This window comes from Streptomyces sp. NPDC093544 (assembly GCF_040683495.1).
Taxonomy (GTDB): domain Bacteria; phylum Actinomycetota; class Actinomycetes; order Streptomycetales; family Streptomycetaceae; genus Streptomyces.
In genome coordinates, this window is the sequence record NZ_JBFBEA010000027.1 from 60270 (window position 1) to 78826 (window position 18557).

Genomic DNA, 18557 nt, shown 5'->3' on the forward strand with positions numbered 1-18557 from the left:
TTCTCAAGTAACAAACGCTTCCTTCGTACTCACCCCCGCAGAGAGGGGCTTTCCTCCGGGCGCTGTCAGTGCCGACAGGCGCACTTGCTGGTGTTGTGCCGCTTGCTCAACTTGTTGGTACAAGTCGATGTAGTGATGCTGCACCCACGGGTGGTGAAGAGTCAAGGGGTTGGGGGCTACATGTACCAACAAGTTGCGCGAGTGCGTCATGATGGGGGAATGAACAAGCAGCCGAAGTACCGGCAAGTCGCTGACGCCCTGCGCCGCGAGATCGACAACGGCACCTTCGCGCCGGGATCGCGGCTGCCTTCTGAGAACGACCTACAGGAGCGTTTCGACGCGTCCAGGAACACCATCCGCAACGGGCTAAGCCTGCTGGTCAGCGAGGGGTTGATCTCGTCCAGTCAAGGGCTTGGCTACGACGTCAAGTCGCACGAAGTGTTCGAGCTCAACGCGTCTCGGTTCGAGAACCTGAACTTCCCGCAGAGTGGCGACGCCTACTCCACGGATGTGACGAACGCCGGCCGGAGGCCACACCAAACGTTCCGTGTCGAGATGCTGCCGGCCTCTAAAGAGGTTGCTGAGCGACTCAAGGTTCCGGCGAGTACGAAGCTGGTATTGCGGTTTTGTCATCGCTACGTGGACGACGTTCCTTGGTCCACGCAAGCGACCTACTATCCGTCGTGGCTGGTCGATGAGTCGCCACGACTGGCTGAGCCGGGAGATATCGAGGAGGGCACGACGCGGTACCTCGCCGCTCGGGGTATCGAGCAGGTCGGGTACTTCGACGAGATTTCGGCCCGAATGCCCACACCAGAAGAGTCCCGCCTACTGGAGATCGGAGCCGGTGTGCCAGTCATGCTCTGGACTCGAACGGGCTACTCGGCGGATCGGCCGATCCGATGCACGATCACGACGTTCCGGGGTGACCTGAACCGAATGAACTACGAGATCGGCGAGTTGTCCGCCCGAAGTGAGGACATGTGATCATCGCTCCCGCAGAACCGCACGACGTGGCCAAGCTGCTGGCCTTCCGTGAGGAGGCGGCAGAGTGGCTGCGAGGCCTCGGCTCTGACCAGTGGAGTCGCCCATACCCCGCTGACAAGCTGCTGGCCACTATCGAGGCGGGCACGGTGTTCATGCTCCGTGACGGGCACACGACCGCCGCTACGATCACGCTCACCTCTGATGCCGAAGAGGGATTGTGGACTGACCATGAACTGGCCGGACCCTCAATGTTCGTCAATAAGCTCACCGTTGCTCGCGAGTACGCAGGTCAGAACCTCGGTGGCCGACTACTCGACTGGGCTGGTGACCGCGCGCACCGTGCAGGCGCGCGATGGGTACGCCTGGACGCGTGGACGGCTAACGAAGCACTCCAGCGGTACTACCTCGGCCAAGGTTTCACCCACGTTCGTACGGTCCGTGAGGGGAGCGCGGTGAACGGAGGGCCGAGGGTCTCCGGGTGGCTCGCCCAGCGTCCGGCGCGAACGGCGGATCACGGATTCACTGACCGCACGCCGACTCCCGAGCGACTCACGTTCGCGGCTTGAACTGAGGCCCGTGCGACCCTCTGTGGGCATCCCGCCCCCCATGTGTCCCCCATGAGGGGCCTTAGGCCGGGAAACCGCAGGTCAAAGCCCTCGGAACCGTCCCGCTGTAAATCTGCCGGCTTAGCCTTCCGTGGTTCGAATCCACGCGCCGCCACATGGGAAGCAAAGGCCCCGTGACCTGCCCTCTACGCAGGTCACGGGGCCTTTGTCATGCCCTCGCGCGAGGGGGAGCCGACGGATTGTCGGTCGTGGCGGGCACACTGTTGTCATGTCTTCGCGTCGTAGGAACTGCCCCGAGTGCCGTCGGGAGATCGCCGTTGTCGCGGGGCGGTTCGCTCGGCATGATCCGCAGGGTGCGCGGGGGAGTGGGGAGCTGGTCTCGTGTCCGGGGTCGCGCAGGCAGGCGCAGCTCGGGGCGGCTCAGCCGGCGCTGGACGGGTACGCCGTTCCGGAGTTCTCCGGGCAGCTTCCCCTATTCTGACCTCTAGCTTTGACCTCTAGTTCTGAGCACTGAGCACTGAGCACTGAGCTCTGGTTCTGACCCTGGTGCTCTGAGCCTTGGGGCTCTGACCCCTTGTGCTCTAACCTCTGGTCTCCCCGGTTCCCCTAGTTCCCCGCCACCGACTTGACCGCCACCGAGATCGGGGTCGAGCCGCTGATCACTTCCAGCGTCAGGCCTACCGTCGCGGGGGTGTCCACCAGTTCGGCCAGGACCGCGGCGACATCGTCGCGTGGGATCGGTCCGCGGCCGGTGGAGGCTTCCAGGCGTACGAGGCCGGTGCCGGCGTCGTCGATCAGGCTGCCCGGGCGCAGGATCGTCCAGTCCAGGGCCTCACGGCTGCGTACGTACTCGTCGGCCTCGCCCTTGGCGCGCAGGTAGACGTCGAAGATGTCGTCGCCCGGGTGCGCCGCGTCCGCGCCCATCGAGGAGACGACGATGTGACGGCGTACGCCCGCGCGCTCCGCCGCGTCCGCGAACAGGACGGCTGCGCCCCGGTCCACCGTGTTCTTGCGGCCCGGGTCGCTGCCCGGGCCCGCGCCCGCCGCGAAGACGGCCACGTCCGCACCTTGCAGGTGCGCGGCGACCTCCTCCAGCGAGGCGGACTCCAGGTCGCACAGGACCGGCTCGGCGCCGGCCGCCCGCAGGTCGTCGCTCTGTTCGGTGCGGCGGATGATCCCCGCGACCTCGTCACCGCGCGCGGCGAGCAGTCGCTCCAGCCGCAGCGCGATCTGACCATGACCTCCAGCGATAACAATGCGCATGTTTCCGACCGTACGCCCGGATGGACGCGTTCGCCGCACAACCCTGTGGGCGACTCATGGGTCACATGGGTGATCACTGTGGACAAGGGGGACGTCGTGCCAGTCGCGCTGCGTCGTAAGGAGAACGCCATCACCGTCATACGCAAGACCGTCATCGCGGCCGGCAGCGCCGCCGTTCTGCTCGCCACGGCGGCCGCCTGTGGCACGGTTCAAAGTCTCAGCGCAGGTCAGAAGGTGGACCAGGCCGCCGACCGGCTCGGCGAACAGAAGTCGCTGGCCTTCGAGTTGGACCTGGACGCCGATTCCGACGCGCTCACGGCGCTGGCGGGCGAGGCCGGTTCCGACGAGGAACTGCCGCCGGAGTTCGCGAAGTTCCTGGCGGGACTGCGCGTCGAGGTCTCCGTCAAGTCCAAGAAGCCGTTGGCGGATTCGGGTGAGAAGGATCTCGTCGGTACGAGTGTCAGGATCGAGGGCTCCGAAGGTGTTTTGGCCGAATACCGGGTCGTCGGCGACTTCACGTACTACCGCGCCGACATGAAGGCGCTGGGCGAGACCATGGGCATGCCCATGCCTACGGCAGACCAAATCCCGGAGAGCGAGAAGGAGTTCAGGAAGGTTCTTGAGGGCGAGTGGGTCAAGATCGACACCGGCGCCCTGGAGGAGGCCGCGAAGTCCGAGTCGCCCTCGGGCGGCGCCGACGAGACCGCCGGGATCGACGCCAAGACCCAGAAGAAGATCGTCGATGCCGTACGTGGTGTCATCGCGCACGAGGTCACCTTCGCTGCCAAGGATGGCAGCGACGGCACCGAACACATCATCGCCAAGGCCAACTTCCGTGACCTGATCACCGGAGTCATCGACAAGCTCGGGCCGTTGGAGAGCGAACTTCCGCTGGGCACCGAACTTCCCACCGGCAAGGACCTCAAAGACGCCCCGAACAAGAATGTCGCGGTCGACTTCACGCTGAAGAACGGCGACCTGACCCAGGTCGAGGTCGACCTCGCCGCCCTCGCCGACGCCCCGAAGGGCACCAAGCTCCCGCTGGTACTGAATTTCACCGACGCGGGCGACGTCAGCGCGCCGTCGGGTGCCACGGAGATCCCCGTGGGCAAGGTGCCTGGGGGCAGCCCGTTCGCCAGTGGGCTGTTGGGCGGCGGCGCGCTCTGAGCACGCGGGTGCGCCGACCGGCGAGTGAGCGGGCGCGCGAGTAGTCGGTAATCGCGGTAATCGCTGCCACGCGCGTGTGGACGTACGAAAGCGAGCTACGCGCGTGTGGACGTACGAAACGAGTCACGCGCGTGTGGACGTACGAAAACGAGCCACGCGCGCGTGCACTCACGAAACCCGCCCGCCCCGGCCCAACTCGGCGCCGCCCGAGCCGTCTCGTCCCCCACCCAACCCCTTCAAGACGGCTCCCCCCGCCCCTGCCGCGGCAGATCCAACCCCGCCGCCGCCGAGTTGCAGTACTCCCGCACCGCGCTGGTCCGCGCCACCACGCGCCCCCGGTGCACCACGATCCGGCTGTACGCCAGCGACAGCGCCCCCGCGAGCCGGTCCCCGCGTACGGCGAGCAGCTCGGCCGGAAATCCGGCCTCCACGCGTACCTCGGGCAGCCCGAGGGCGGTCCGGGCGACGGAACTCACGGCGTCGTACGCGTCCTCGGGCCGCAGCCCGTGCCGCGAGGCCAGCAGATACGCGGCCTCCAGCGGGTCGCCGCGACCCACCGGGTTCGCCACGTCGCGCAGGGCGCCGCTCCCCGCGGCGACCGGGACCCCGGCCGCCCGCAACAGCCGCACCGGAGCGGTCCCGCGCCGGTCCACCGGTCCGCACCCGCCCTGCGGCAGACACACGACAGTCACCCCGGCCGCGGCGAGTTGCTCCGCGGCGCGGGAGGCGACCTCGGTGGGCAGCCGGCCGAGTCCGCCGCACGGACCGAGGGTCACTCCGGGGCGCAGGCCGCCCGCCATCGCCGCGAGCCGTCCGAGCCGGGCGGGGTCGGCGGCGTCCGTGTGCAGGTCGACCGGGCAGCCGTGCTCGGAGGCGAGCTCCAGGACCGCCTCCACGTATCCCGTCGGATCGGGGTCGGCGTCCGGGCATCCGCCCACTACGGAGGCGCCCATTTTCACCGCGTCCCGCAGCATCGCGAGCCCGTCCGCCCCGGCGATCCCGGTCAGCAGCCGAGGCATCGCCACCGCGGTCAGCTCCGTGAGCCCGCGCAGCGACCGCCGCGCCTGGAGTACCGCGGCCAGTGCGTCGAGCCCCTGTACGTCGCCGACGTGCACGTGTGAGCGCAGCGTGGTGGCCCCGTGGCCGAGTTGCAGCAACGCGGCCTCGGTGGCCCGGCGCTGGACCTCCTCCGCGTCGTACGAGAGGGGGCCGTCGCCCTCGGCGGTCAGGGCCGTGTCGCCGTGGGCGTGCGGTTCGGCCGGGGCCGGCAGCAGGAGGTAGCCGCTCAGGTCCACGCGCGCGGCGTGCGCGCTCAGGCTCCCGGCGGTGCCGACCGCCTCGATGCGTCCGCCGCCCAGCCGTACGTCCACGGTCCTGCCGTCGGTGAGCCGTGCCCCGCACAGCAGGAGGGTGGCCGTGTCGGTCTGTCCCGACGCGGAGGACGAGGAGTGGGGCGGCTGCGGCTGACTGCCGGGCATCGGACTGTCGGGCATCGCGCTCCTGGGGCTCGGGGGCGGCTGCGGGGTGGGTGACTGCGGAGAGTGGAGACGCAAGATCACACAGCGTGAGCCGAGCCTAGGGTGGCGACCCGCCCGCATCGGGGAGGAGCGAAATAGTCGTACCGGTGTGGTCCGTCAGGGAGAAAAGGCCGAGAGCACAGGCCGACGGGCCGAGGGGATCAACTGATCTGACGATGAGGATCAGCCGACCTGATGACGCGGATCAACTGACCTGACGATAGGGATCAGCCGACCTGATGACGGGGATCAGACGGGGATCAACTGACCTGATGACGGAGATCGGCCGGTCTGATGATGGGGATCACTGCTGTGGTTCATGGTGCGTGAGAGGGCCTTGGGAACGCTTGCGGACCAGTGGGGAACAGGCCGGGGCGGTTGCCGCGAAACGGATTTGGGCGATCGGCGGCCGACCGTGTAATGTCTTCATCGCTCGCCCCAATAGCTCAGTCGGTAGAGCGTCTCCATGGTAAGGAGAAGGTCTACGGTTCGATTCCGTATTGGGGCTCTGGTGTGGGAGGTTCCTGTCGCAAGGCGGGAACCGATCGCATCTCAGCGGTGTAGCTCAGTCGGTAGAGCAAGCGGCTCATAATCGCTGTGTCACCGGTTCAAGTCCGGTCACCGCTACTGACAGTAGCCGATTGTGGGGTCGGTCCTTCGATCGGCTACTCTTCTATGCGTTAAACGTCCTATCTGTTATCCGTTCGTCCTAGGAGCACTCCTGTGGCTGCCACCGACGTCCGCCCGAAGATCACGCTGGCCTGCGTGGAGTGCAAGGAGCGGAACTACATCACCAAGAAGAACCGGCGTAACGACCCGGACCGACTGGAGATGAAGAAGCACTGCCCGCGTTGCAACGCGCACACCGCGCACCGCGAAACGCGATAAGTTTCAGGCTCGTACACGAGGCCGTCCCCTTCGCGGGGGGCGGCCTCGCGTCGTTACACAGCGTTCGCTACGCGGCGTTCGTCGCACAGCGGTTGTCTCGTTTCACCAGTCTTCGTCACGCCGATCTTCGTCACACCAGTCTTCGTCGGACCACTGTCCGTCACGCCACTGTCCGTCACACCAGAGCTTCGTCACACCAGAGTTCGTCACATCAGTCTTCGTTTCACCGGCTGAAAGCCAGGAGGTGCCGAGTTCATGGCGCTCGACCAGTCCTTCGTGGGGCGGTCCTATCCGCCCACCGATCCCTATGAGGTCGGGCGGGAGAAGATCCGCGAGTTCGCGGAGGCCGTGGGGGACACCAACCCGGCCTACACGGACCCGGAGGCCGCCAAGGCGCTCGGATACCCCGATGTGATCGCCCCGCCGACCTTCGTCTTCGCGATCAGCTTCAAGGCCGCGGGGCAGGTCATCGAGGATCCCCAACTGGGGCTCGACTACAGCCGCGTGGTGCACGGCGACCAGAAGTTCGCCTACACCCGCCCGGTGCGCGCCGGTGACCGGCTCACGGTCACCTCGACCATCGAGGCGATCAAGTCCATGGCGGGCAACGACATCCTGGACATCCGCGGCGAGGTCCACGACGAGGCGGGCGAGCACGTGGTGACCGCGATCACCAAACTCGTGGCGCGCGGGGAGGGCTGACCATGACGGCGAAGATCGCGTACGAGGACGTCGAGGTCGGCACCGAGCTGCCGGCCCAGTCCTTCCCCGTGACCCGGGCCACGCTCGTGCGCTACGCGGGTGCCTCCGGGGACTTCAACCCGATCCACTGGAACGAGAAGTTCGCGGTCGAGGTCGGGCTTCCCGACGTCATCGCGCACGGCATGTTCACCATGGCCGAGGCGATCCGCGTCGTCACCGACTGGGCCGGCGACCCGGGCGCGGTCGTCGAGTACGGCGTCCGCTTCACCAAGCCGGTCGTCGTCCCGAACGACAACAAGGGCGCGACCGTCGAGGTCAGCGCCAAGATCGGTGCCAAGCTCGACGACAACACCGTCCGCGTCGACCTCGTCGCGACCAGCGCCGGCCAGAAGGTCCTGGGCATGTCACGAGCGGTCGTACGGCTGCCCTGAGGGCGGCGTGGGTGACATAGGCGTCTGACGTAAGGGGCGTCCGCAATAGCGGGCGCCCCTTACGCGTGCCTCGCACGCTTACCTGTTGACGTAGTTAGTGATTGAGTACTAACTTAGCCACATGGTCAGGATGAGCGCAGAGGAAAGGCGCGAGAGCGTCATCCGTGCGGCGATGAGCGAGTTCGCCCGCGGCGGCTACAGCGGCACCTCCACCGAGGCGATCGCCAAGCGTGTGGGTGTCTCGCAGCCGTACCTCTTCCGGCTCTTCCCGAGCAAGAAGGCGATCTTCTTTGCGGCGTCCGAACGCTGCATGGAGCTCTTCCGGCAGACGTTCGAGGAGGCCTCCAAGGGGCTGGAGGGCGAAGAGGCCCTGCACTCCATGGCCAACGCGTACACCAGGGTCATCGCGGAGGAGCCCGAGCGGCTGCTCATGCAGATGCAGACGTACGCGGCGGTGGCGGCGGCCGAGGAGGCCGGCGACCCCGAACTCGGCGAGCTGGTGCGGGACCGCTGGATGCGGCTCTGGGACACCGCCCACATTCCGCTCGGGGCGGATGTGAACGAAACCACGACCTTCATGGCGTACGGAATGCTCGTCAACTGCCTGGTGGCCATGGGTTTCCCACCGGAGCACCGGGTCTGGGAAGGGCTCTACCCATCGGCGCGGTCGAAGGGGCGGCTCGAAACCGGCCCCTTGGAGGCCGAAGCCGAAGCTGAAGTCAAAGCTGAAGCCGAAGCTGGCGAAGGCTGAACACGGAATCAAACAAGGAAGCAGCGATGAAGAAGGCGGAGATCCGCACCTCTTCATGAGCGCGAAAGTTAGTTATCAATAACTAACCAACACTGGCAACCCTCGTTGATAGCCGTCGTTGGTAACCGTCGATAGTGATCACCCTCTGGGGGAGCGATGTCACAGCAGAAGGAACGTCGCGGGGGAGCCGTCTGGGCCCTCGTCATCACCAGCGTCGCCGGGTTCATGGCGGCCCTCGACAACCTCGTCGTCACCACCGCCCTGCCGTCGATCCGTGAAGACCTCGGGGGAGGGATGGACGACCTGGAATGGACCGTGAGCGCGTACACGCTCACCTTCGCCGTGCTGCTGATGTTCGGCGCGGCACTGGGGGACCGGTTCGGCCGGCGGAGGCTCTTCCTCGTCGGTCTCGCCGTCTTCACGGGTGCGTCCGCCGCCGCGGCCATGGCGCCCGGCATCGACCCGCTGATCGGGGCCCGTGCGGTCCAGGGCGTCGGCGCGGCGATCATGATGCCGTTGACGCTGACCCTGCTGACGGCCGCGGTTCCGGTGGCCAAGCGCGGGATGGCGTACGGGATCTGGGGTGCCGTCAACGGACTCGCCGTCGCCTCCGGGCCCCTCATCGGCGGCAGCCTCACCGAACACGTGTCCTGGCAGTGGATCTTCTGGCTGAACGTTCCGCTGGGCCTCGCCCTGCTGCCGCTCGCCCGGCTGCGCCTCTCCGAGTCGTACGGCATCGGTGCCCCGCTCGACATCACCGGCACCGTGCTCGCCAGTGGTGGTCTCTTCGGGGTCGTCTACGCCCTGATCCGCGGCAACGTCGACGGCTGGACCAGCGTTCCCGTGCTCGCCGGCCTGATCGTAGGTGGCGTGCTCCTCGCCGGTTTCGTCCGGCACGGGATCCGCGCCAAGAACCCGATGCTGCCGATGCGGCTCTTCCGTAGCCGCGCCTTCTCCGCGATCAACGCCGCCAGCCTGCTGATGTTCGTCGGGATGTTCGGCTCGATCTTCCTGCTGAGCCAGTTCCTACAGGGTGTCCTCGGTTACTCGCCGACCGAGGCGGGCCTGCGGATGCTCCCGTGGACCGGCATGCCGATGATCGTCGCTCCCATAGCCGGGTATCTGTCGGACCGGATCGGCGGACGCCCGGTCGTCACCGCGGGCCTCGCCCTGCAGGCCGTCGGGCTCGGCTGGTTCGCCCTGGTCGTCTCGCCCGAGATGTCGTACGCGGCCCAGCTCCCCGCCCTGATCATCAGCGGCGTCGGCATGGGCCTGTACTTCGCCCCGTCCGCCGCCCTGGTGATGTCCAGCGTCCTCCCGTCCGAGCAGGGCATCGCCTCCGGCGCCAACAACGCCCTCCGCGAGGTCGGCGGCGCACTCGGTATCGCGGTCCTGGCCTCGGTCTTCTCGGCACAGGGCGGCTACGAGTCCGCGCAGCGCTTCGTGGACGGGCTCTCGCCCGCACTGTGGGTGGGCGCCGCGGTGGTCGGCGTGGGCGCGGTGGCCGCGGCGCTGCTGCCCCGCAGCCGGCCGACGACCGGGACCCAGGTCGCGGCCTCCGCCCCGACCCGCACCCTCGACCCCGTCTCCCACTGACGCTCAATGGGCAGTCCACCGGGCGCAGGTGCTGCGGTACTTCGGCTCAGCCGCTGATGACGTACGTACGACACGGAAGGGCCCCGTCCGACAGGCGGGGCCCTTCTCCGTGTGCGCCGGCCGGGCCGCCCCGGTCCTTCTCGTAGTCTTGAGCCCGTGCAGGTACTCCATGACGCCCCGCTCGCCCCGCTGACCACCTTCAGGCTCGGGGGTCCGGCGACCCGGCTGATCACCGCCACGACCGACGCCGAGGTGATCGCCGCCGTTCGCGAGGCGGACGACGCCGGTACGCCGCTGCTGGTGATCGGTGGCGGATCCAACCTGGTCATCGGCGACAAGGGTTTCGCCGGGACCGCCCTGCGGATCGCGACGAGGGGCTTCGAACTCGACGGCGGGAGGCTGGAGCTGGCGGCGGGCGAGGTGTGGACCGACGCGGTCGCCCGCACCGTCGAGGCGGGGCTCGCCGGCGTCGAGTGCCTCGCGGGTGTCCCCGGTTCCGCGGGTGCGACACCGATCCAGAACGTGGGCGCGTACGGCCAGGAAGTGTCGTCGACCATCACCGAAGTGATCGCGTACGACCGGAAGACGCGCGAGACGGTCACGCTGACGAACGCCGAGTGCGCCTTCTCGTACCGCCACAGCCGCTTCAAGGCCGACCCCGAGCGCCGTGTCGTGCTCCGCGTCCGCTTCGAACTGGAGGACGCGGAGGGGCTCAGTGCGCCCGTCAGGTACGCCGAGACGGCCCGCTCGCTGGGTGTCGAGCCCGGCGACCGTGTGCCGCTGGAAAAGGCCCGGGAGACCGTCCTGAAGCTGCGCTCCGGGAAGGGCATGGTGCTCGATCCCGAGGACCACGACACCTGGTCGGCCGGGTCGTTCTTCACCAACCCGATCCTCACGGACGAACAGTTCGCCGCCTTCCACGCGCGCGTGGAGGAACGGCTCGGCGCCGGTACCGCACCGCCCGCGTACCCGGCGGGCGACGGTCACACCAAGACGTCCGCGGCCTGGCTGATCGACAAGTCGGGCTTCACCAAGGGCTACGGCAACGGGCCCGCCCGGATCTCCACCAAGCACACACTGGCCCTCACCAACCGCGGCGGGGCCACCACCGAGGATCTCCTCGCCCTGGCCCGCGAGGTCGTCGCCGGTGTACATGACGCCTTCGGGATCACCCTGGTCAACGAGCCGGTGACCGTCGGAGCGGAGCTCTAGTACGTCATGAGACCGGGTCGCTGAGCCACGCGTCCACGCCGGACAGCAGCTTTTCCTGTACGCCCTCAGGGGCGGCCGAAGCGCGGATGGACTGGCGGGCCAGTTCGGCCAGTTCGGGGTCGGTGAAGCCGTGGTACTGGCGGGCGATCTCGTACTGGGCCGCGAGGCGTGAGCCGAAGAGCAGGGGGTCGTCGGCGCCGAGGGCCAGAGGGACGCCGGCTTCGAAGAGGGTGCGCAGGGGGACGTCCTCCGGCTTTTCGTAGACCCCCAGGGCGACGTTGGAGGCCGGGCAGACCTCGCAGGTCACCTGGCGGTCCGCGAGGCGTTTCATCAGCCGGGGGTCCTCCGCGGCGCGCACCCCGTGGCCGATCCGGGAGGCGTGCAGGTCGTCCAGGCAGTCGCGGACCGAGGCCGGTCCCGTCAGTTCGCCGCCGTGCGGCGCGGCCAGCAGACCGCCCTCACGCGCGATCTCGAAGGCCCGGTCGAAGTCCCGCGCCATACCCCGCCGTTCGTCGTTGGAGAGCCCGAAACCGACGATGCCGCGGTCCGCGTACCGTACGGCCAGGCGTGCCAGCGTGCGGGCCTCCAGCGGGTGCTTCATACGGTTCGCGGCCACCAGGACGCGCATCCCGAGCCCGGTCTCCCGCGCGGCCGAGTCCACCGCGTCCAGGATGACCTCAAGGGCCGGGATCAGACCGCCCAGGCGCGGGGCGTACGACGTCGGGTCGACCTGGATCTCCAGCCACCCGGAGCCGTCCTTCACGTCCTCCTCGGCGGCCTCGCGCACCAGCCGCCGGATGTCCTCGGGTTCTCTGAGGCACGACCGCGCCGCGTCGTACAGCCGCTGGAACCGGAACCAGCCGCGCTCGTCCGTCGCCCGCAGCTTCGGCGGCTCCCCGCTGGTCAGAGCGTCGGGCAGCCGTACGCCGTACTTGTCGGCCAGCTCCAGCAGGGTCGTGGACCGCATCGACCCGGTGAAGTGCAGGTGCAGATGGGCCTTTGGCAGTTCACTTACATCACGTACGCGCTCCATCCCAGGATCTTGCCGTACGCGGATGACGTGCCGGTACCGCTTTCCCTGATCGTGGGCTTGTCCGAACGGAATCCCTAATGAAGAAGCGGGGCACCTACTTCGAAAAGTAGGTGCCCCGCGCGCGTGGAGCGCGAAAAACGTCAGTCGGTGGTCAGTCAGTGGCCTCGGCCAGCAGCTTCTGGAGGCGCGAGACACCCTCCACGAGATCCTCGTCACCCAGCGCGTACGACAGACGCAGGTACCCGGGAGTGCCGAAGGCCTCGCCCGGGACCACCGCGACCTCGACCTCCTCCAGGATGAGCGCGGCCAGCTCGACCGTGTCCTGGGGGCGCTTGCCGCGGATCTCCTTGCCGATCAGGGCCTTCACCGAGGGGTACGCGTAGAAGGCGCCCTCCGGCTCGGGGCAGAGCACGCCGTCGATCTCGTTCAGCATGCGCACGATGGTCTTGCGGCGGCGGTCGAAGGCCTCGCGCATCTTCTCGACGGCCGCCAGGTCGCCCGAGACGGCGGCGAGAGCGGCGACCTGGGACACGTTGGAGACGTTCGAGGTGGCGTGCGACTGGAGGTTCGTCGCGGCCTTGATGACGTCCTTGGGGCCGACGACCCAGCCCACCCGCCAGCCGGTCATGGCGTACGTCTTGGCGACGCCGTTCACGATGATGCACTTGTCGCGCAGCTCGGGCACGACCACCGGCAGGGAGTGGAACTCCGCGTCGCCGTAGACCAGGTGCTCGTAGATCTCGTCGGTCAGGACCCACAGGCCCTTCTCGGCGGCCCAGCGGCCGATCTCCTCGATCTGCTCGCGGGAGTAGACCGAGCCCGTCGGGTTGGACGGGGAGACGAAGAGCAGCACCTTGGTGTTCGCGGTGCGCGCGGCCTCCAACTGCTCGACCGTGACGCGGTAACCGGTGGTCTCGTCGGCCACGACATCGACCGGGACACCGCCGGCGAGACGGATCGACTCCGGGTAGGTCGTCCAGTACGGCGCCGGGACGATGACCTCGTCGCCCGGGTCGAGGATCGCGGCGAAGGCTTCGTAGATGGCCTGCTTGCCACCGTTGGTGACCAGGACCTGGCTGGCCTCCACCTCGTAGCCGGAGTCGCGCAGCGTCTTCGCGGCGATGGCGGCCTTCAGCTCGGGCAGGCCGCCGGCCGGCGTGTAGCGGTGGTACTTCGGGTTCGAGCAGGCCTCGATGGCGGCCTGGACGATGTAGTCCGGGGTCGGGAAGTCCGGTTCACCGGCGCCGAAGCCGATCACCGGCCGCCCCGCGGCCTTGAGGGCCTTGGCCTTGGCGTCCACGGCGAGGGTGGCGGACTCGGAGATCGCGCCGACGCGGGCGGAGACCCGGCGCTCGGTGGGAGGGATTGCAGCGCTCATGGACCCCATCGTTTCAGACCGGAAACCTCCCCGGCACGCGGGTTTCACAGACTGAACAACGACTGGACAACCGTCCGGATCGTGGCGGTGGGCTGGACGATCTTCCGCGATCAAAGCCCGTACGGACACTTTCTGTTCGACGACCGGCCCCGGAGCACGTACACTCTCTCCTCGTTGGCCTTCACCGGCCGCACTCACCCGGTGCACACCGAGCACTCGGGCGGATGCGGTACGTTGGGGGAAATCAAAGGGTCGTAGCTCAATTGGTAGAGCACTGGTCTCCAAAACCAGCGGTTGGGGGTTCAAGTCCCTCCGGCCCTGCTACACAATCCTTCGCCAGGATGTGTGCGCATGTACTGACTGCAATGCACCGCCGTGCGGCCTGGCCGGGCACGGCGTAGCCACGACCCGGAATCAGGTGAGGACGAGTGACGGACGCCGTGGGCTCCATCGACATGCCTGATGCCGAGGCACCGGAGTCCAATAAGAAGACTCGCAAGGGCGGCAAGCGTGGCAAGAAGGGCCCTCTGAGGCGCCTCGCCACCTTCTACCGCCAGATCGTCGCGGAACTCCGCAAGGTCGTCTGGCCGACGCGTAATCAGCTGACGACGTACACCTCAGTGGTCATTGTCTTCGTCGTCATCATGATCGCCTTGGTGACCGTGATTGACTATGGACTCGACCACGCCGCCAAATACGTATTTGGCTGAGCCAAACGCGAAGGGCGCCGTCACCGGCGCCCCTTTCGTGTGTTCCACCCCCATGTATCCAGGAAGAAGCAGCCACCGTGTCTGACCCGAACCTGAACGACGCCATCGAGTCGGTCGAGTCCGTTGAGGACGAGCTCGACATCGTGGAGGGCGCGGACACCGAGGACCCGGACGAGGTCGAGGCTGCCGACGCCGCCGCGGGTGAGCCCGCCGAAGAGGCGGCCCTGCACGTCGAGGACGAGTCCGGCGGGGACGTCGAGTCCGGCGGGGACGTCGAGTCCGGCGGGGACGTCGAGTCCGTCGAGGACGAGGACGTTTCTGACGAGGCCCTCGCCGTCGAGGACGAGGAAGCCGAGGCGGAGGCCGAAGAAGAGGCCGAGCCCGAGCCCGAGCCCGTCGATCCTGTCGCCGCCCTGCGTGACGAGCTCCGCGCACTCCCCGGCGAGTGGTACGTCATCCACACGTACGCCGGTTACGAGAACCGCGTGAAGACCAACCTCGAGCAGCGTGCCGTCTCGCTGAACGTCGAGGACTTCATCTTCCAGGCCGAAGTGCCGCAGGAAGAGGTCGCGCAGATCAAGAACGGCGAGCGCAAGACCGTCCGACAGAACAAGCTGCCCGGCTACGTGCTGGTGCGCATGGACCTGACGAACGAGTCCTGGGGCGTTGTCCGCAACACCCCCGGCGTCACCGGCTTCGTGGGCAACGCCTACGACCCGTACCCGCTGACTCTGGACGAGATCGTCAAGATGCTCGCCCCGGAGGCCGAGGAGAAGGCCGCCCGTGAGGCCGCCGAGGCCGAGGGCAGGCCGGCTCCGGCCCGCAAGCTCGAGGTCCAGGTGCTGGACTTCGAGGTCGGCGACTCGGTCACCGTCACCGACGGTCCGTTCGCCACGCTGCAGGCGACCATCAACGAGATCAACGCCGACTCGAAGAAGGTCAAGGGCCTCGTCGAGATCTTCGGCCGCGAGACCCCGGTCGAGCTTTCCTTCGACCAGATCCAGAAGAACTAACAGCTTCTGGACGTACGTCTTCCGAACAGGTCAGGCGGCTCTCGCAGCCGTCTGACCTGCTCGGTTTTTGGCCGCGCATGGATACCCGTTATCGTTGTGCGGTATGCCTCCATCCGGGTCGGATTCAGTGGTTCGGTTGAAGGCACTCGCCCGGGCGTGTCTCGGGCGTAGGTAGGCGAAAACGAAAGAGGACCCGGAATGCCTCCCAAGAAGAAGAAGGTCACGGGGCTTATCAAGCTCCAGATCCAGGCCGGCGCTGCCAACCCGGCTCCGCCGGTCGGCCCCGCGCTCGGTCAGCACGGTGTCAACATCATGGAGTTCTGCAAGGCCTACAACGCCGCGACCGAGTCGCAGCGTGGCTGGGTGATCCCGGTGGAGATCACGGTCTACGAAGACCGCTCCTTCACCTTCATCACCAAGACTCCGCCGGCCGCCAAGATGATCCTCAAGGCCGCGGGTGTCGAGAAGGGCTCCGGCGAGCCGCACAAGACCAAGGTCGCCAAGATCACCCAGGCGCAGGTCCGTGAGATCGCCACGACCAAGCTCGCCGACCTGAACGCCAACGACCTGGACGCCGCGTCGAAGATCATCGCCGGCACCGCCCGTTCCATGGGCATCACGGTCGAGGGCTGACACCCACCTTCGTAGGAATCATGCGGCCTCGGCCGCACGTGGCAGGGCCTGCTCGGTCCGCACCACGACTCCTCAGAACACATCAGGAGAAGCAGTGAGCAAGCGCAGCAAGTCTCTCCGCGCTGCGGACGCCAAGATCGACCGGGAGAAGTTCTACGCCCCGCTCGAGGCCGTCCGTCTCGCCAAGGAGACCTCCACCTCGAAGTTCGACGGCACCGTCGAGGTCGCCTTCCGTCTGGGTGTCGACCCGCGCAAGGCCGACCAGATGGTCCGTGGCACCGTGAACCTCCCGCACGGCACCGGTAAGACCGCCCGGGTCCTGGTCTTCGCGACCGGTGACCGTGCCGAGGCCGCACTCGCCGCGGGAGCCGACATCGTCGGCTCCGACGAGCTCATCGACGAGGTGTCGAAGGGCCGTCTGGACTTCGACGCCGTCGTCGCCACCCCCGACCTCATGGGCAAGGTCGGCCGCCTCGGCCGAGTCCTCGGCCCGCGTGGTCTGATGCCGAACCCGAAGACCGGCACCGTGACCCCGGACGTGGTCAAGGCCGTGACCGAGATCAAGGGCGGCAAGATCGAGTTCCGCGTCGACAAGCACTCGAACCTGCACTTCATCATCGGCAAGACCTCGTTCGACGAGACCAAGCTGGTGGAGAACTACGGCGCCGCGCTGGACGAGATCCTTCGTCTGAAGCCGTCGGCCGCCAAGGGTCGCTACATCAAGAAGGCCGCGATCAGCACCACGATCGGCCCCGGCATTCCGCTCGACCCGAACCGCACCCGCAACCTCCTCGTCGAGGAGGACCCGGCCGCCGTCTGAGCCTCCCGCTCACCCCGGTGACCGCGTCGCGTACGCGTATCTGACACGGGCCCCGCAACCTTTCGAGGTGCGGGGCCCGTTGCCGTTCGAGGGGATACCGCCACCGGTGCCACGCACCGGAGTTAGCTTGGACCTCACGGGGCGCACAAGGGGGGCACGGACGATGCACAGAACAGTGGGGCGAGGGATACTCCCGACCGCACTGCTGGCCGCGCTGACCACGGTCGTCGCGTGCGGCCTCTGGGGGGACTCGGACAGTCACGCCGAGGAGACCCCCGCAGAGACCGCGAGTGCCGACGCCGGTTCGGTGGCCGCGCTGCGGGCCGCCGAGAAGGCCACCGGCAAGGCGGGTTCCGCCAGGATCGCCTCCACCACGGTCATGGGCGACATGCTCTCGATGAAGACGGACGGCGCCCTCGGCTGGGCCGGCGCCTCGACCGGCAGGCTCCGGCTCACCTACACGGGCGGTCAACTGGCCGAAACCATGCGGGAACTGGGCAGTACGTCGATGGAGGCCCGGCTGCTGCCCGACGCCTACTACGCGAAGGTCGGCGACGGATTCGCGGCCCAGATGCACGGCAAGCACTGGATCAAGTACGCCTACGACGACCTGGAGAGCCTCCCGGGCGGCTCGGGGACGTATCTGAAGGAACAACTCGCGAACACCGCCCCGCTCCCACCGGTCAAGCTCCTGCTCGTCTCCAGGGACGTGCACAAGGTCGGCGAGGAGGAAGTGCGCGGCGAGCGGACCACGCACTACTCGGGCACGGTGAACGTGGCGGACCTCAAAGGCGCCGACGCCCTCAAGGAGCAGCTGGAACAGGCCGGCGTCACCACGGAGAAAATCGACGTCTGGGTCAACGGAGACGACCTGTTGGTCAAGAAGGTCGAGAAGGGCGAGCTGACGACCGGCTCGATGTCCGCGACGGCGTACTACAGCGACTACGGCGTGCAGGTCGCCGCCCAGGAGCCCCCGGCGAGCGACACGGCCGACTTCAAGGAGCTGCTGTAAAGGAGCTGCTGTGGCCGCAGGGCGCCACTTCCTGAGCGCGCCGGAGCGAAGCCGCCGAGGACTGCTTACGGGCGGATTTGCTTGACGCGCGACCGTTCACGTACTCTTCCGGAGAAGCCAAAGACCGCTGGTCGTTGTCTTGTGCTCGTAAGAGGGCAAGGTGACCGAAGGATCCGCTGAAACTGCGGACGACCCGCGTAGGTGACTGTGGATATGTTCCTGGAATTCTCTCAAGGAATTCTGGTCGAGCTACGCCCCGTGCGCCTGCGCCGGGGCGTTTCGTTTTTCTCAGCCCCTTCTGAGCGGTCCTCATCACCCGGAAGGAGGCCACGCTTATGGCAAGGCCCGACAAGGCTGCCGCGGTAGCCGAGCTCGCGGACCAGTTCCGCAGCTCGAATGCCGCTGTGCTGACCGAGTACCGGGGTCTCACCGTGGCGCAGCTCAAGACGCTGCGTCGTTCGCTCGGTGAAGACGCCCAGTACGCCGTGGTGAAGAACACGCTGACCAAGATCGCGGCCAACGAGGCCGGGATCTCTACGCTCGACGACCTGTTCAACGGTCCGACGGCGGTCGCCTTCATCACCGGTGACCCGGTGACGTCGGCGAAGGGTCTTCGTGACTTCGCCAAGGACAACCCCAACCTCGTCATCAAGGGCGGTGTCCTTGATGGCAAGGCGCTGTCCGCCGACGAGATCAAGAAGCTTGCGGACCTCGAGTCCCGCGAGGTTCTGCTCTCCAAGCTGGCCGGTGCCTTCAAGGGCAAGCAGTCTCAGGCTGCCTCGCTCTTCCAGGCGCTGCCGTCGAAGTTCGTCCGCACTGCGGAAGCGCTTCGCGTCAAGCTGGACGAGCAGGGCGGTGCCGAGTAATTCGGCTCGCGC

General features: G+C 67.5%; 20 protein-coding genes and 3 tRNA genes. 19 read left to right on the forward strand and 4 right to left on the reverse strand.

Translation table 11 applies throughout. From position 1 onward, the window contains the following. The first annotated feature begins 219 nt into the window (after positions 1–219). From AB0N66_RS33460 to AB0N66_RS33470, 3 genes are all read left to right on the forward strand, one after another. The gene (locus AB0N66_RS33460) at positions 220–987 is read left to right on the forward strand and encodes a GntR family transcriptional regulator (protein WP_365442108.1); all 768 of its coding nucleotides are present in this window, start codon (positions 220–222) and stop codon (positions 985–987) included. Then, entirely contained in the window at positions 984–1553 is a 570-nt protein-coding gene (locus AB0N66_RS33465; protein ID WP_365442110.1) for a GNAT family N-acetyltransferase, read from the forward strand. The genes AB0N66_RS33460 and AB0N66_RS33465 overlap by 4 nt, the downstream gene beginning before the upstream one ends. Before the next feature lie 268 nt (positions 1554–1821). Further along, positions 1822–2034, forward strand: a complete 213-nt coding sequence (locus tag AB0N66_RS33470; RefSeq protein WP_365442112.1) for a hypothetical protein — start codon at positions 1822–1824, stop codon at positions 2032–2034. A gap of 125 nt (positions 2035–2159) precedes the next feature. On the opposite strand, the gene AB0N66_RS33475 is transcribed toward AB0N66_RS33470, so the two are convergent. Next, complete coding sequence (locus AB0N66_RS33475) at positions 2160–2816, reverse strand: SDR family oxidoreductase (RefSeq protein ID WP_365442114.1); 657 nt, start codon at positions 2814–2816, stop codon at positions 2160–2162. 96 nt (positions 2817–2912) lie between these two features. On the opposite strand from AB0N66_RS33475, the gene AB0N66_RS33480 reads away from it, so the two are divergent. Next, the gene (locus tag AB0N66_RS33480; protein WP_365442116.1) at positions 2913–3983 is read left to right on the forward strand and encodes a hypothetical protein; all 1071 of its coding nucleotides are present in this window, start codon (positions 2913–2915) and stop codon (positions 3981–3983) included. A gap of 236 nt (positions 3984–4219) precedes the next feature. Here the strand turns inward: AB0N66_RS33480 and AB0N66_RS33485 are convergent, their stop codons facing one another. After that, complete coding sequence (locus tag AB0N66_RS33485; RefSeq protein WP_365442211.1) at positions 4220–5461, reverse strand: amidohydrolase family protein; 1242 nt, start codon at positions 5459–5461, stop codon at positions 4220–4222. A 474-nt stretch (positions 5462–5935) separates the two neighbouring features. Here AB0N66_RS33485 and AB0N66_RS33490 point away from each other — a divergent pair. From AB0N66_RS33490 to AB0N66_RS33525, 8 genes are all read left to right on the forward strand, one after another. Then, a tRNA-Thr gene (locus AB0N66_RS33490) sits at positions 5936–6008 on the forward strand. A gap of 46 nt (positions 6009–6054) precedes the next feature. Continuing rightward, positions 6055–6127 (forward strand) — tRNA-Met (locus AB0N66_RS33495). 96 nt (positions 6128–6223) lie between these two features. Beyond that, positions 6224–6388, forward strand: coding sequence for a 50S ribosomal protein L33 (gene rpmG / locus AB0N66_RS33500; RefSeq protein ID WP_004571794.1), 165 nt, complete (start codon positions 6224–6226; stop codon positions 6386–6388). Between the two features lie 255 nt (positions 6389–6643). Next, complete coding sequence (locus tag AB0N66_RS33505; protein ID WP_365442118.1) at positions 6644–7090, forward strand: MaoC family dehydratase N-terminal domain-containing protein; 447 nt, start codon at positions 6644–6646, stop codon at positions 7088–7090. A gap of 2 nt (positions 7091–7092) precedes the next feature. After that, positions 7093–7521: a MaoC family dehydratase gene (locus tag AB0N66_RS33510; RefSeq protein ID WP_365442120.1), complete on the forward strand. Its 429-nt coding sequence runs from the start codon at positions 7093–7095 to the stop codon at positions 7519–7521. 121 nt (positions 7522–7642) lie between these two features. Next, a complete protein-coding gene (locus AB0N66_RS33515) occupies positions 7643–8272 on the forward strand; it encodes a TetR/AcrR family transcriptional regulator (RefSeq protein WP_365442122.1) in 630 nt (209 codons plus the stop codon). Positions 8273–8428: 156 nt separating this feature from the next. Further along, positions 8429–9868 carry an MFS transporter gene (locus AB0N66_RS33520; protein ID WP_365442124.1) on the forward strand — a complete coding sequence of 480 codons (1440 nt, stop codon included), beginning with the start codon at positions 8429–8431 and terminating at the stop codon, positions 9866–9868. Between the two features lie 156 nt (positions 9869–10024). After that, positions 10025–11080, forward strand: coding sequence for a UDP-N-acetylmuramate dehydrogenase (locus AB0N66_RS33525; protein ID WP_365442126.1), 1056 nt, complete (start codon positions 10025–10027; stop codon positions 11078–11080). Between the two features lie 4 nt (positions 11081–11084). On the opposite strand, the gene AB0N66_RS33530 is transcribed toward AB0N66_RS33525, so the two are convergent. Together AB0N66_RS33530 and AB0N66_RS33535 are read right to left on the reverse strand one after the other, a co-directional pair. Then, complete coding sequence (locus tag AB0N66_RS33530) at positions 11085–12113, reverse strand: adenosine deaminase (protein WP_365442128.1); 1029 nt, start codon at positions 12111–12113, stop codon at positions 11085–11087. 151 nt (positions 12114–12264) lie between these two features. After that, positions 12265–13491 carry a pyridoxal phosphate-dependent aminotransferase gene (locus AB0N66_RS33535; RefSeq protein WP_365442130.1) on the reverse strand — a complete coding sequence of 409 codons (1227 nt, stop codon included), beginning with the start codon at positions 13489–13491 and terminating at the stop codon, positions 12265–12267. Between the two features lie 248 nt (positions 13492–13739). Here AB0N66_RS33535 and AB0N66_RS33540 point away from each other — a divergent pair. The 7 genes from AB0N66_RS33540 to rplJ all read left to right on the forward strand — a co-directional run bounded on the left by AB0N66_RS33540 (position 13740) and on the right by rplJ (position 18545). After that, positions 13740–13812 (forward strand) — tRNA-Trp (locus tag AB0N66_RS33540). 107 nt (positions 13813–13919) lie between these two features. Next, entirely contained in the window at positions 13920–14201 is a 282-nt protein-coding gene (gene secE, locus AB0N66_RS33545; RefSeq protein ID WP_266456088.1) for a preprotein translocase subunit SecE, read from the forward strand. A gap of 77 nt (positions 14202–14278) precedes the next feature. After that, positions 14279–15214, forward strand: coding sequence for a transcription termination/antitermination protein NusG (gene nusG / locus AB0N66_RS33550; RefSeq protein WP_365442132.1), 936 nt, complete (start codon positions 14279–14281; stop codon positions 15212–15214). A 198-nt stretch (positions 15215–15412) separates the two neighbouring features. Then, positions 15413–15847: a 50S ribosomal protein L11 gene (gene rplK / locus AB0N66_RS33555; RefSeq protein ID WP_107020981.1), complete on the forward strand. Its 435-nt coding sequence runs from the start codon at positions 15413–15415 to the stop codon at positions 15845–15847. Positions 15848–15941: 94 nt separating this feature from the next. Continuing rightward, positions 15942–16667, forward strand: a complete 726-nt coding sequence (gene rplA / locus AB0N66_RS33560) for a 50S ribosomal protein L1 (protein WP_365442135.1) — start codon at positions 15942–15944, stop codon at positions 16665–16667. A 163-nt stretch (positions 16668–16830) separates the two neighbouring features. Further along, positions 16831–17679, forward strand: coding sequence for a hypothetical protein (locus AB0N66_RS33565; RefSeq protein ID WP_365442137.1), 849 nt, complete (start codon positions 16831–16833; stop codon positions 17677–17679). A 335-nt stretch (positions 17680–18014) separates the two neighbouring features. After that, positions 18015–18545, forward strand: a complete 531-nt coding sequence (gene rplJ, locus AB0N66_RS33570) for a 50S ribosomal protein L10 (protein WP_365442139.1) — start codon at positions 18015–18017, stop codon at positions 18543–18545. Positions 18546–18557: the final 12 nt, after the last annotated feature.

What these genes read in the sequence shown, in the direction of transcription:
- AB0N66_RS33515 (WP_365442122.1), top strand. Translation starts at nt 7,643, where the DNA reads ATGGTCAGGATGAGCGCAGAGGAAAGGCGCGAGAGCGTCATCCGTGCG.
- AB0N66_RS33520 (WP_365442124.1), top strand. Translation starts at nt 8,429, where the DNA reads ATGTCACAGCAGAAGGAACGTCGCGGGGGAGCCGTCTGGGCCCTCGTC.
- AB0N66_RS33485 (WP_365442211.1), bottom strand. Translation starts at nt 5,461, where the DNA reads ATGCCCGGCAGTCAGCCGCAGCCGCCCCACTCCTCGTCCTCCGCGTCG.
- AB0N66_RS33475 (WP_365442114.1), bottom strand. Translation starts at nt 2,816, where the DNA reads ATGCGCATTGTTATCGCTGGAGGTCATGGTCAGATCGCGCTGCGGCTG.
- AB0N66_RS33460 (WP_365442108.1), top strand. Translation starts at nt 220, where the DNA reads ATGAACAAGCAGCCGAAGTACCGGCAAGTCGCTGACGCCCTGCGCCGC.
- AB0N66_RS33470 (WP_365442112.1), top strand. Translation starts at nt 1,822, where the DNA reads ATGTCTTCGCGTCGTAGGAACTGCCCCGAGTGCCGTCGGGAGATCGCC.
- rplJ (WP_365442139.1), top strand. Translation starts at nt 18,015, where the DNA reads ATGGCAAGGCCCGACAAGGCTGCCGCGGTAGCCGAGCTCGCGGACCAG.
- AB0N66_RS33535 (WP_365442130.1), bottom strand. Translation starts at nt 13,491, where the DNA reads ATGAGCGCTGCAATCCCTCCCACCGAGCGCCGGGTCTCCGCCCGCGTC.
- AB0N66_RS33505 (WP_365442118.1), top strand. Translation starts at nt 6,644, where the DNA reads ATGGCGCTCGACCAGTCCTTCGTGGGGCGGTCCTATCCGCCCACCGAT.
- rplK (WP_107020981.1), top strand. Translation starts at nt 15,413, where the DNA reads ATGCCTCCCAAGAAGAAGAAGGTCACGGGGCTTATCAAGCTCCAGATC.
- AB0N66_RS33510 (WP_365442120.1), top strand. Translation starts at nt 7,093, where the DNA reads ATGACGGCGAAGATCGCGTACGAGGACGTCGAGGTCGGCACCGAGCTG.
- AB0N66_RS33530 (WP_365442128.1), bottom strand. Translation starts at nt 12,113, where the DNA reads ATGGAGCGCGTACGTGATGTAAGTGAACTGCCAAAGGCCCATCTGCAC.
- AB0N66_RS33565 (WP_365442137.1), top strand. Translation starts at nt 16,831, where the DNA reads ATGCACAGAACAGTGGGGCGAGGGATACTCCCGACCGCACTGCTGGCC.